Source organism: Pseudoalteromonas sp. B160 (assembly GCF_037162485.1).
GTDB lineage: Bacteria > Pseudomonadota > Gammaproteobacteria > Enterobacterales > Alteromonadaceae > Pseudoalteromonas > Pseudoalteromonas rhizosphaerae.
In genome coordinates this window covers 335,019-348,616 of sequence record NZ_JARLUX010000002.1, presented here as the reverse complement: position 1 = coordinate 348,616, position 13,598 = coordinate 335,019, and the positions used below count along the sequence as shown (strand labels likewise).

The following is a 13,598-nucleotide window of genomic DNA, read 5'->3' as shown; positions in this document are numbered from 1 at the left end:
ACGCCGATAGATGACTTATTAGCTCAAACTGCGTTAAACTGGATCCTTCGTTCAAGCAATTGCTGACGCATACATTAAAATGAAAAAAAAACCGATAAAATAACTATTTTTGACGTTGCCAGAGAAGCACAAGTTTCTAAGTCAACGGTGTCGTTAGTGCTTACACACAGTGACAAAGTCAGTGATAAAAGCAAAGAAAAAGTATTGCATGCCATTGATAAGCTTGGCTATGTATATAATAGAGATGCGGCAGCACTGAGAAGTCGCCGTTCTAATTTAGTGGCGTTAGTTATTAATGACTTAACTAACCCTTACTCTGCGCAAATAGCGGTAGGACTTGAAAACCATATTCATACCCTTGGCATGCTGCCGATGTTAGTGAACACCGCCGAAAGTGTGGAGCGCCAAACACAAGTTGTTAAAACACTCAAAGAATATAATGTTGCCGCATTTATCATGTGCCCTGCCCCAGGAACTACCCAGCAGTGGGTTGATGAACTTATCAATAGTGGTTTCCTGGTCATTCACATTATGCGCGAAGTGCCTTTTTGTGCCGCCCCGACAATATTACCGGACAATAAAAAAGGCACTCATCTAGCCACTAGCCATATTTTACAACAAGGTATTGAGGGTATTGCTTTTATAGGTGGAACTAATGATATTTCTGATCATCATGAACGTTTAAGTGGTTTTCACAGTGCCTTAAAGCAATTTAATATCCATCAAGACAAACCAACGATCACCGCCGCCACGAACCGTCAAGGCGGGCGCGATGCCTTTGCTACGTTGTATGCGCAATACCCTGCGACTAAAGCAATTATTTGTTTTAATGATGTTATTGCATACGGTGTCGTCGAAGCCATTCGCCAACATGGTTTGATCCACTGGTAAAGATATAAAAGTAGTCGGTTTTGATGATTTAGCTGATTCATGTTTAATGTCTCCATCATTAAGCAGTGTCACCATAAATGCAGACGATATTGGTAAGCATACTTGCCAAGTACTGCAAGAATTACTTAATCAAGGCACCCCTGCGGTGCGCACTTTAGTCGATGTTCATCTGCAAGTAAGAGCTTCAAGTCAATGAAAAAAGTCTTAGTAATTGGCTATGTATGGCCAGAACCAAATTCATCAGCGGCCGGCACTCATATGATGTCGCTATTAAAAGCGTTTAAAAATGAAAATTGGGCGGTTGAATTTGCCAGTCCCGCACAAAAAACCGAGCATATGGTTAATCTGGATGACTACGGGATCAGCAGCGCAACTATTGCCCTTAATTGTGCAAGTTTTGATGAATATGTTATCAACTACGCCCCTGATATCGTCATGTTTGACCGTTTTATGATGGAAGAACAATTTGGCTGGCGAGTAGATAAACATTGCCCTAACGCAGTAAAAATCCTTGATACTGAAGATTTACAATGCTTACGCAATGCCCGCCATGAAGCGCATAAAAGCAACCGAGCATTTAATCATAGTGATTTACATTCTGACATCGCCAAACGAGAAATAGCCGCTATTTTACGCTGTGATTTAAGTTTGATTATCTCAAGTTTTGAAATGCAATTACTTGCTGATGTATTTAAAGTCGACAGTAACTTATTGCATCATCTGCCTTTTATGGTCGATTTAAGCTCACTCCCTGAACAAACTAAATCGTTTGAGCAACGCCAACACTTTATGACCATAGGTAATTTTCGCCACGCCCCAAACTGGGATGCAGTGTTGTACTTACAGCAAATTTGGCCGCTGATCCGTAAACAATTACCGCAGGCTGAGTTACATATTTATGGCTCTTACCCACCACCAAAAGCCACGGCACTCAATAACCCTAAAACTGGCTTTTTAATTAAAGGGTGGGCCACTGATGCTTATCAAGTAATGGAAAGTGCGCGTGTGTGTATCTCACCGCTGCGTTTTGGTGCTGGCATTAAAGGAAAGCTGTTAGAGGCGATGATCATGCAAACACCCAGTGTTACAACGACAATTGGTAGTGAGGGCATGCACCATGATTTACCTTGGAGTGGTGTGGTTGAAAATGAGCCACAGCAATTTGCCGATGCCGCTGTGGCACTGTATCAAAATAAAAGTTTATTTACGCAGGCACAAACAGCCGGTAATACGATATTAAAAACGCACTACGACAAACAGCTTTTATCTAATGATTTAATCATTAAAATTCAATCAATTAAAGAGCAATTTCAAGCTCACCGCGAAGCAAATTTCACAGGCCAAATGCTCAAACATCACACAATGCGCAGCACTCAATATATGGCACAGTGGATTGAAGCTAAAAACAAATAAAAAAAACTAGACAGGCGGTGATTAGTGTTTAAAATTCCCGCCAAACTAGGTAGGCAAATTTAGATGTATTGTCTATATTTTTTAACTGAATAATTTAAATTTTGGCTCAATACAAATTTGAAAACCGCAACGTTTACAGAAAAGCGCAAATTTATCGTTAAACTGGGTAAGATGCTTCATAAGTATGGTACCCCAGCTTATCGACTCGAAGCTCACTTAATGGAAGTGGCTACTTACCTTGATCTTAAATCTTCATTTGTAATGTCACCCACTTCCGTAACTTTTGTGATTTGGACAGATGGCCATGAAGATGAATATACTCACGTTGCCCGTGTTGATCCTGGTGATCACGATTTAGGGTCGTTAGCCGATACCGATGATCTGGTTAATAAAATGCTCAATGGCGAACTCACGCTACAAGAAGTTGACGTTCAACTCGACGCCATTTTTATTATGCCAAATCCGTATAATCGCTTTACCACAGGGGTTGCCTTTGCTACCTCAGGCGGCGCATTTGCAATGCTGATGGGCACCAGCTGGAATGACGTATTTTGGTCAGCGCTACTTACCTCTGTCGTTTACTTATTTGTACTGTGGTCAGCGCGTTCAAAACGCGTAGGCCATATGTTAGAGCCATTAGTGGCGATAGTCTCGGCTATTTTGGCCTGCGCTGTAAGCGTGCATTTAGACGTCGGGATTAATATTCGTTTAGTGGTATTGTCTGCGATTATTGTGTTTATACCCGGGCTGGCATTAGCACTGGGCCTAGCAGAACTTGCAGCGCGGCATTTAGTTTCTGGTACAGCGCGTGTGATGGATGCTTTTATGCTGTTGTTTAAACTGTATTTTGGTGCCTTCATCGGCATTGCGATTGGTTTTGCACTATTCGGCCAAGCCGATTTCGTACAACCTGACCCTTTACCTAAATGGACGGCTTGGTTGGCAATCTTTTTACTCTGTAGCAGCTTAATCGTTATTTTTAGAACCAAACTAAAACATGCTACATGGTCTATCGCCTCTGGCTTTATCGCTTATGGCAGCAGTATTGGCTCTGCGATGTATTTAGATTACACCTTAGGAACATTTGTAGGTGCATTTGCGGTGGGTGTATTTAGTAACCTATTTAACCGCGTAGCAAACGCTCCTGCCTCAATTGTTGCCATGCAAGGCTTGATTGTATTAGTTCCAGGTAGCAAAACTTACATAGGTCTAAACTCATTAATTGAAGGGCAAGACTTTGTGTATGCTGAGCACATCGGCCAACAAACCTTCCTAATATTTATGTCATTGGTGGCTGGATTAATCTTTGCCAACGTTGCACTCCCACCGAAAAAGAGTTTATAAAGCAATTAAGTGTCTAGCCTGCTAGGCGCTTAATTTAAAAGTAAACGTGAACCTATTGCTCTTAGTTACTTCCCTATCGTGAAATCTTAACTCGCCGTTAATGAGTTGCTAAAAAACTCTGCGATCAACTCTTCTTAAGTATCAAACCTTAAAGGGTTATAATACCAATCGACTTAAATATTTAACCATTCTAGCGAGCTAAATGGTCAGTAACTTAACACGATTGGTATAAGCACTTTCAATAAATCTAAGATAATCAGATCCGTCCTGCATCAATCTTTATAATTTTCCCACTCATTTTTAGCCACAAAAATACGCTCGTAATTAAACGTTCTAAATAAACGTCGGGTGTACTAATGCCAATAATCTTGTTCAATTACCTTTTTCCTTTCATTTTTTAATCCACTAGTTGTGAATTGTAAAAATTAAAATCAAAAAATAGATTGAGTAAACTTAATTTATTAAAAAACAAAAATAAATAATAAATTTAAACTATTGATATAAATAAATTAAAAAGCAAACTGCATCATTTTATTTTCAATTTTGTCACTTTCACAACTATTCATCCAAATTCAAGACTCTATTTTTAAAAAGGCGTTTAATAGAGGCACAAACAAAGCTGGTACAGGTTACTTTTACAAATAAAGGTAGCCATAAACTAATCTCCCTTAGTTGCCAGCTTAAGTTTGTAGACAGCGTCTTAAATGCAATTCGGATCTTAAAAGTGAATACATAGGTACGAATAACATATACACAATCTGATACAACAAAATAAAGTTTTGATTCAAGGGGAATCGAGGATGTTAAAAGTAAAAATAAATAAGCTATATTTAGCAGTTAGCGCATCACTTATTACATCGGCATTGAGCTTACCGATGGTAGCCCACGGCGCCGAGCTTAAAAGCACAGATGAAGTTGAAGTAATCCAAGTTCGTGGTATTCGTGGCAGCGTTGTTAAATCGCTAAATACTAAACGCTATTCAAATGCCATAGTCGATGCAGTAACTGCGGAAGATATCGGTAAATTCCCCGATCAAAATGTTGCAGAATCACTGCAACGCATAACTGGCGTATCAATTAGCCGTAACTTTGGTGAAGGAGAACGTGTTAGTATTCGTGGTACGAGCGAGAGCCAAAACCGCACATTATTGAATGGCCAAGCTGTTGGCTCTGCCGATTGGTGGACAAACTCTGCCGCAAGCCGTGGTTTTAACTACACGATGCTGCCCTCTGAAGTTGTATCTGGATTAGAAGTTTATAAATCACCTGAAGCCGACATCGATGAAGGTTCTATAGGTGGAACTGTTATAGTACGAACTCGTAAGCCGCTTGATTTAGAAGCGAATAAATTTGCCGGCTCAGTACTTGCTCAATACAGTGAAATTTCAGGCGAAACCGACCCACAACTCTCTGCAATGTACAACTTTAAAACTGAAGACGAAACCTTCGGTGCACTTATTTCATTGGTTCGCCAACAGCGTAATTTGCGCCGTGATGGTATTGAATCATGGAGCTGGGCAAAACGTGATATCACCTTAGAAGATGGTACTGAGTACAAAGACGTATACAGCCCAGGCGGTGGTGGTTCTGCCATGTTTTTACAAGAGCGTATCCGTACCGGTATCAATTTAGCTGTGCAGTATCAACCTACTGAGCAATTAGATTTAACCTTCAATGCCCTTGATTCGACCCTTGAAGCAAATAATGAAAATCAAAACTTTCTTTGGCTGCCTGGTTACGGTGGCTCACAATACACTGATGTCACATTAATAGAAAATGATCAAGTTGGTACTATGCTCGTTGGCGGGACTTTAGGGTTATCACCGACGGCTAATAATATTCTTGATGAGACCAAAGTACGTAACTCTGAAATCAACACTAAGTCATACGATTTAAAAGCGGATTACCAAGGTGATTTATGGTTGACCAGTGTACATGTTGGATATACCGAAGGCAGCGGCGGCTCGCAAGCTGATCGCAGTGTTGGTTGGGAAGGTAACTATATACATAGTTTCGACACCTCAAATGTAGAAGATGTGCGTACTAGCTATGGTGCAGATCCAGCTGATGGTAAAAACTGGGATCTAGGTTTTTTACGTTACGATAATAATAATGCCAAGGATGATGAAACTTACCTACAAGTTGATTTTACGCGCCCAATTGACATCGCTGTCTTTAGTAAAGTTAAGTTTGGCTTAAAGTACCGAGACCATTCACGTTTTAATACTAAACACACCACTGATAACCGCACCGATTTGGGCTGGAACTTAGCAGACTATTCGCTATCAATGCCATCAGATTATTTATCAGGCCTAGGCTCTGACGGTACACTGAGTAATTACGCAATCACCGACTCAGATAAAGTTCGCCGTGAAGGTGATGCTCTTGATTGGAACTACCGTGTACTCAAAGCGAGTACCTTTGAGGTTGAAGAAAAAATTACCGCAGGTTATATCAAAGCAGATATAGATGTTGAAGGTATGCGCGGTAACTTAGGTGTTCGTTTGGTGCAAACTCAGCAATCAACGGCAGCCTATGTAGGTGAAAGTGGCTCGGAAGTATGGACCAATGATGACCGTGACTATTTTGATATTTTACCGAGCATCAATCTAGCAATTGATTTAGATGACGATGTACTACTGCGCTTCAGTGCAGCACGTGTTATGTCGCGTCCAGATTATGCATCAATGACTCCTTCAACCTCTTATAACCTCGAAACACAGACAGGCAGCGGTGGTAACCCTGATATAGACCCATATCGTGCAACCCAGTTTGATACTGGGGTTGAATGGTATTTCAGTGACGCAGGTTTATTCTCAGCTGTTGTATTTTACAAAGATATTCAATCTTTCTTAGATGTTTCACCAAATCTTGAAATACATGAAGGTGTTGAGATCTTAGTAAACCGCCCGACTAACGGTCGTTCGGGTCGTATCCAAGGTCTTGAACTTGGTTATCAACAAGAAATCCTTGATGGTTTTGGCTTAAATGCTAACTACACATTTGTCGATGGTGAAGCAAAAGATGCAGATGGCAATGATACGATTATTCCAGGTAACTCTGAACACACAGTCAATTTAAGTACTTACTATGAAACAGAAACCTTTAGTACCCGTATTTCATATAACTTCCGTACTGGTTACAACTCAGGCCAAGGCCATGGTTATGTTGATGATTATGGTCAGGTGGATGCGAACTTTACCTATAACGTAAACGATAATCTAGCGCTTGTGTTAGAGGCAATTAATTTAACAGACGAGCATACCTTTAGCTATCAAGAAAAAGGTGTGCAACAAGCACTGACCGGTGTTTACGCGGATGGTCGTCGTTTTGTAGCCGGAGTACGTTTTAACTTTTAATATCCATTTTTGTCGAACTCCAAGCTAACACAGGTATTCGACTCTCGCCAAGGACGGCATCGCCCCTATGCCCAGGGGTTTAAAGCAGGTAGTCATTTGACTGCCTGCTTTTTTTCATGCTTAGGAAATTACCATTATTAGTAGCACAAAGGCGCTAGTAATAATAAACAAAACAAGTACAATCAATAGGTAAAAAAGTTACTCGATCAACATCGGCGAAGCATAATACGTGTCAGAAAGCACAGTTAGTCATTACAATAAACAAACAACAAGATTTTGTCGTTACAAATTCTTAATTGTATTGCTTTGCCTATTTTTTGTGTTCCAGACTAAAGCTGACTTACTGAGTGCAACTCTCGATTACCATCAGAGAAACTTCAACGATGCGAAGCGCGAATTCCAACAATTAGCCTATTTGGGTAATGCCGATGCAATTTACAATATTGCTGTTATGCATTTACATGGCCAAGGGGTTGAAAAAAATAAAGCCCAAGCCTATGCCTGGTTTAGTTTAGCGGCAGATTTTGGCTTACTTGATGCACGCGATACTGCAATGCTGATAGCCAGACAGAGTAACAATCAACAACCTCTTGATGATGCCTATAATGCACTGCTAAAACAACTCAGCTTTCAGTGGTATGACCGACAATTACGGCCAGAATTAAACGCCAGTCCAGCCCCTCATGCGAGTCCACAACGTAGCTATACTGTAGAGCCAAAATACCCAGAACATGCCTATAAAAATGGTATCGAAGGCTGGGTCTGGTTAGAGTTTGATATTGATAAAAGCGGCGCAGTAACAGATGTTTCCTTAATTGATTCATACCCTGAAAAAACCTTTGATAAAGCCATTATCAACGCAGTTAAACGTTGGAAATATCAAGGTGATAGCCAAACATTGCCCTATTACAACCGTTCTCTACTGTATCACTTTACGACCTATAAAGGTAAACAGTATGAACAAAGCTTCAAAAGCCAACAACGTGAATACAATGAAAAAATTTCAGACTTAATTGATGCCGCCGAACAAGGTAACGCCTTAGTGCAATATTATATTGCCAATTGGCTAAGTTCTGACGACTACAACGCAACTAGATTATTGAAATATCACTGGCAACAAGCAAATGCTAACAGTGAATTACTACTGCGTTCAGCTGTCAATGGCTATGCTAATTCGCAGTATCGTATTGGCGCAAATATGCTTCGCGGCGAGTACGGTAAAGTTGATCGTGAAAAAGGATTGAATTGGATTGTGCTCGCAGCACAAAGTGGCTTTGCTAATGCGCAATACCGTTTAGGCCGAGAGTTACTCAATAGCCAATATGTGGATTATGCGCCTAATAAGGCCTTAAAATGGTTAAAAGCTGCAACAGAGCAAGGCTTGTTTAGTGCCAAACGCGATCTCGCCTTATTGCTTTTTGAGTTAAAAAAGCCCGCCCAACAAGTAACTGCCGCATTAAATTCAGCACTGATAGATGATAGTGAACACCCACAATTATTACTACTAAAAGCGCGAATTCAAGCTGCTAGTAATAAACCGCAACACGCTAAAAAACTGGCTAATAGTGCTCTAAAAGAAGCGAATGCTCGTAACTGGGATCAAAGCCGAATCAAACAATTTATGGCGACACTACCTTAACTGCTTTGTGTAATAGAATATCAGTTTCAATGCCATCCACTTGACTAAATACCACTTGACGCCCGTCTGTTGAACTACTGATATTTAAATTAATATCAATGTCGTAACCATAAACACCAAGCTCTTTTATAAACACATTACGCTTTTGCTCTGTTAAATAACAATACAGCAATAATTGATGCCCTTGACGGAGTACATAATAAATACCATGTTTAAATACCGCAGGCTTAAATAACTCAAGTGATGGCAATAATTGCGCTAATGGTAATTGCTGCTCTAACACCGCTGATAGATAAGTTCGCACGTGTAAATCATGTTCTAAATACGAGCTATTAAGTTGCCACAATGGATGTTCTTCGTCTAAGGTTTCAAACTTAACGCTATCAGCAACCAATGAGTTACTCATCTGCTGAATATCATAACGCCAATCTTGCCATTGTGCCTGTTCATTCGTGCTTTGTTGCTTTTTAACTTGATAATAAATACTGTGACTATCTGGCGACCAATGCACTGCATTAAGCTGCTCAAAACCCGAAATTATTGGTACTAAGCGCCGCGAAAAAGTATTGATCAAATACACATTTTGTTGCTCGTCAGCCAATAATACGTTGTCACCATTAGGAGAAAAAAGCAGGTATTTTGGCGTAATATCACTGGGCAGAGTAGCGATCAAGTTCGCGGTTTTACGTTGTTTATGCTTAAGCCATACTTCTATATGAGTAAAGCCCGTGATCCCTCTGCGCTGTAATGAAATAAACGCGCTTTGCTGCCCGTCGGGAGATACCGCAGGTAAAATATCCATTCGTGCCGACGATGACAGTTGTACAGCATTACGGATCTGAGGCAAATCCTGAGTAAAATCGAGTTCAATTTGATACAAATTAACGCGCGCTTGTCCTTCAGCATGGGCAATATCGCCTGTTTGCGGGTTAACCGCTAAATCGGCAACAAAGCCTAGCGGTTGGTGAACTAGTTGTTCATTACCTTGATAGTCATAACGGCGTAATGCATCATCCCCGAGCCAATAATAATTGTCTTCACTGTCAAATAATAACGGCGCATGACTATGACGACTGCGCTTTATTTCAGTACGCTTAAGTGATTGTGTTAAATCAACTTCACTAACGCTAAACCAGCCTTGATCTTTTTCCAGTAACAGCATTTTATTATGCTTGTTAATATCAAAAGTGATTGGTTTAAAATCCCCTACGATTTGCTGCTCTAATAAAGTTGGCGTAGGTGTAAATGCTAAGGTATATTTTACTAGCCGTGGCTGCTCATCCTGCCAATGAGTGGTGTAAATCGTATTCTCATCAACCCAATGTAGTTTGGTTGGGCCGTGGCGTTGTTGGCAGCGGGTCAATTTAAACTCGGGACTCAAACGCCACGTTTCAATTGCGTTAGATACAGGGATCACCCGAATATCGCAGCTCAGTGGATCATATCTAAAATATGCCAGCCATTTACCATCCGGAGACCATACTGGCGCTTCTTCAGAATAACCTGAGTTTTTAATACTGTGGACAGTTTTACTTTGTTGATCATAAACCGCCAAATCAAACTGACTTTGCTGCTCGTTTGACTGGCTAAACGCTAAATATCTACCATTTGGGGAATAACGTAAAAATACTTCTGCACCAGGAGCTGAGGTGATCCGTGATTGATACTCATAATTTAAACTCGGCGCTTTAGGTGCAAGTAAATACTGACTAATAAGTGTAATGATGGTGCCAAAAATTAATCCAAGCGTAATAAATAAAACGGATGTACGTGGCGTTACTGGTGTGACTTTGTCTAATAATGTCGGGGCATCGCTTACTTGTGCTATTAATTGATAGCCAACTCGCGGGACAGTTCTAATAAAGAGCGCGGTGTTTTTATCATCCTTTAAACTTTTACGCAGTTGGGTGACCAGCTGGCTCACCGAGTTATCACTGACCACCACTTCTGGCCAAATCTTATCCATAATTATATCACGAGGAACCGCTTGGCCTTGATGCTCAAGTAATAATTTTAGCAACATCAATTGCTTTGCTTCAACCGCGCACCAACGCCCTGCCACTTTCACTTTTAAGGCAGTAAAGTCAACGAGTACATCATTAAGTAATAACTGTTTTAGCTCGGGTGTTGGCATAGTTCGTTTTTTACACACGTTAATCTATGGTTAAATAAGCCAAGAAGGCGTATTATAAGCAAGTACAGTAAATCATAACATAGCCCGCAGCTAAGCACTTATCTTATAAGTACTTAGCTGCAGCATAATTTTTAATGTCGCTTCAACTGGGTCGAATATGCCGATAAAAGCAGTCAATTTTGTTAACATGACGATTCTCTTCACACTCTGCTCATTTATGAGTATGGCAAATCCCCTGTTACCAGCGACGAAAAAAATTAGAAACAATTCAAATTAGGGGCTTTCATGACAGCGCTATCAAAACACTGCAAGATAAACGTGATAGCCAATCAATCATAGAAGCAATTAGTGCACAAGATATTGGTAAGTTCCCAGATAAAAATGTTGCCGAAGCATTGCAACGTATTACCGGAATTTCACTATCGCGTGCACAAGGTGAAGGTGAGCGTGTCGGTGTCAGGGGCACAACACCTGAGCAAAATCGTACTTTTTTGAATGGCCAAGCCATTGCCTCGGCCGATTGGTGGATCTCAACTCAGCCAAACCGAGGTTTTAACTACACATTATTACCTGCTGATTTAGTATCTTCGCTTGAAGTTTATAAAACCCCGCAAGCAGACCATAACGAGGGGTCACTCGGTGGCTCTGTCAATATAAAAACTCAGCGTCCATTGCATACCGAACGTAATCATTTTGTTGCCAACGCACAAATACAATACAATGATTTATCTGGCGAGTTTGACCCACAACTGGCTGCATTTTATAACTGGACTAATCCAGATAAAAATTTTGGTGCTCTGATAACTTTCACGCGTAATCAACGTTCATTGCGTCGTGATGGTCTTGAATCTTGGGGTTGGCATGAGCAAAACTTCCAACAAAATACAGATGGTACGCTCACAGCAAGTGACGATAACACCGCAGATATAAAAAATATTTGGACACCTGGCGGAGGTGGCTCAGCTATTTTCCAGCAACAACGTATTTTGACTAGTGCAACTGCGAATTTTGAATATCAACCAAACTTAGATTGGAATATTCAACTTAATACCTTGTATTCAGTACTTAATGCCGATAACAGTAACCAAAACTTTTTATGGCAACCCAGTAGCGTGTTTGCCAGAGGTGGCCATATCAGTGATGCTCGTATAAGTGATAACACATTAACTTACGCCCGCTATTCACAAGTGCCTGAGCAAAATGCACAAAACCTGCCTTTTAGTACTGCAATGGAAGCTATTTGGCGAGAATCTGAAATAAATACCAGCAGTGTGCATTTAATTGTCAGTCAACAAGCACACCTTTGGCAGAACCAATACCAAATTGGTTTTACCAAAGGCGGTGGTGGCTCTAAGCAAGATCACACATCGCAATTTTCCGCCAATACTGCTTTTAGCGTAAACACCACTGAGCGTAAAAATATTATTGCCAATTATGATGTTTCTCCCCTTGATGCACAGGCTTGGCAACTGACAGAAGCACGTAACGACAGCCAAGATTCCAATGATCAAGAGCTCTATTTACAAGGTGATTTTGAACGCGCAGTTGATCATTCTATCATCAGCGCGATTAAAGTAGGTGCAAAATACCGCGACCATCAACGCGATTTTATTCGTTACCGTTCATTCAATGGCGCATTTGATGGTATAGCTCAACAGCTTGATTGGACGTTAGCGGATTACCCTGCTAGTTTTCCCCATGGCTTTTTGTCCGATATTGGTGATCAATATACCCTCAGAAATTATAGCTTCGCCAATATTAGTGCGTTATCAAAAGACTTCCAAACTATCGACTTTATAAAACAACAAGAAAAAGCTAGCAGATTTGATATTCAAGAACGCACCACCGCAGGTTATGTTAAATTGATGCTAGATGGTGATGACTACCGTGCTAACCTTGGCGTAAGGCTTGTAAATACTAGGCAAGACGCTGGTGCTTATAAACGTATTGGTTCACCGGTTGAACAACAAGAAAGTTTTGCATGGCAGCAACATAATAAAAATTATGTCGATATATTACCCAGCGCCAATATCAGTATTGATTTGAATGAGAACCTGATCGCCCGTATCAGCGCCGCACGCGTAATGTCACGTCCTCAGTATAATCATTTAATGCCTTCAACTAATTACAATGTCACTCAAGCACAGGGTCAAGGAGGCAATCCTGACTTAGACCCCTATCGAGCCAATCAATTTGATTTAAGCGTTGAGTGGTATTTTAATGATGCTGCCCTCCTTTCTGTGGCGTTATTTAATAAAGATGTCGAATCATTTGTTGAATTTAAACGTACCATTGAACAACATGAAGGCATTGAAATGACCATTGACAGACCAATCAATGGCAGTGGTGGTACTATTCGCGGTGTTGAGATTGGCTATCAACAAGAGCTTATCTATGGTTTTGGCTTGATCACCAACTATACGTTTGTTGATGGCGACCGAACAGATAGCACATCAGCGCGCGACGATTATGTACCGGCACCTCAAAACACACTATTAATCTAACCAGTTATTATGAAAATGATTGGCTAAGCTCACGCTTGGCGTATAACTATCGCACACATTTTGCCACGGGTGTGGGAGAGACTATGATGGATGATTTTGGCCAACTTGATGGTAGCGTCACTTTTAAAATATCTGATAGCCTTGATTTTGTTATTGAAGCGATAAACCTCACCGATGAGATCACTTACCTTTATGAGCGTAATGAATATGCGCCAACGGGCATTTATCAAAATGGCCGTCGCTTTTATGTTGGTGTGCGCTACAGCCATTAGCCGACAATGTTTGCGTATTAATCGCATATTTTAGCATTTAAG

Annotated in this window: 7 protein-coding genes and 1 pseudogene; 7 read left to right on the top strand and 1 reads right to left on the bottom strand. The window is 40.7% G+C overall.

Annotation, left to right across the window (positions count from 1 at the left end; translation table 11 throughout):
- The first annotated feature begins 99 nt into the window (after positions 1-99).
- From P4S61_RS20160 to P4S61_RS20140, 5 genes and pseudogenes are all read left to right on the top strand, one after another.
- Positions 100-1,087: pseudogene (locus P4S61_RS20160) on the top strand (LacI family DNA-binding transcriptional regulator).
- Positions 1,084-2,304 carry a glycosyltransferase gene (locus tag P4S61_RS20155; protein ID WP_337119069.1) on the top strand — a complete coding sequence of 407 codons (1,221 nt, stop codon included), beginning with the start codon at positions 1,084-1,086 and terminating at the stop codon, positions 2,302-2,304. Before P4S61_RS20160 ends, P4S61_RS20155 begins: the two are co-directional and overlap by 4 nt.
- A 117-nt stretch (positions 2,305-2,421) precedes the next feature.
- Positions 2,422-3,648, top strand: coding sequence for a threonine/serine ThrE exporter family protein (locus P4S61_RS20150; protein ID WP_149980016.1), 1,227 nt, complete (start codon positions 2,422-2,424; stop codon positions 3,646-3,648).
- Positions 3,649-4,448: 800 nt separating this feature from the next.
- Positions 4,449-7,007 carry a TonB-dependent receptor gene (locus tag P4S61_RS20145; protein ID WP_182730907.1) on the top strand — a complete coding sequence of 853 codons (2,559 nt, stop codon included), beginning with the start codon at positions 4,449-4,451 and terminating at the stop codon, positions 7,005-7,007.
- 319 nt (positions 7,008-7,326) lie between these two features.
- The gene (locus P4S61_RS20140) at positions 7,327-8,646 is read left to right on the top strand and encodes a TonB family protein (protein ID WP_337119068.1); all 1,320 of its coding nucleotides are present in this window, start codon (positions 7,327-7,329) and stop codon (positions 8,644-8,646) included.
- On the opposite strand, the gene P4S61_RS20135 is transcribed toward P4S61_RS20140, so the two are convergent.
- Positions 8,627-10,798 carry a winged helix-turn-helix domain-containing protein gene (locus P4S61_RS20135; protein WP_337119067.1) on the bottom strand — a complete coding sequence of 724 codons (2,172 nt, stop codon included), beginning with the start codon at positions 10,796-10,798 and terminating at the stop codon, positions 8,627-8,629. The genes P4S61_RS20140 and P4S61_RS20135 overlap by 20 nt on opposite strands.
- Before the next feature lie 212 nt (positions 10,799-11,010).
- On the opposite strand from P4S61_RS20135, the gene P4S61_RS20130 reads away from it, so the two are divergent.
- Together P4S61_RS20130 and P4S61_RS20125 are read left to right on the top strand one after the other, a co-directional pair.
- Positions 11,011-13,284: a TonB-dependent receptor gene (locus P4S61_RS20130; protein ID WP_337119289.1), complete on the top strand. Its 2,274-nt coding sequence runs from the start codon at positions 11,011-11,013 to the stop codon at positions 13,282-13,284.
- Positions 13,285-13,319: 35 nt separating this feature from the next.
- On the top strand, positions 13,320-13,556 hold the full coding sequence (locus P4S61_RS20125; RefSeq protein ID WP_337119066.1) for a hypothetical protein: 237 nt from the start codon (positions 13,320-13,322) through the stop codon (positions 13,554-13,556).
- Positions 13,557-13,598 lie beyond the last annotated feature (42 nt).

Bases quoted from the DNA above. Each gene is read 5' to 3' on its own strand.
- P4S61_RS20155 (WP_337119069.1), top strand. From the start codon at position 1,084: ATGAAAAAAGTCTTAGTAATTGGCTATGTATGGCCAGAACCAAATTCA.
- P4S61_RS20145 (WP_182730907.1), top strand. From the start codon at position 4,449: ATGTTAAAAGTAAAAATAAATAAGCTATATTTAGCAGTTAGCGCATCA.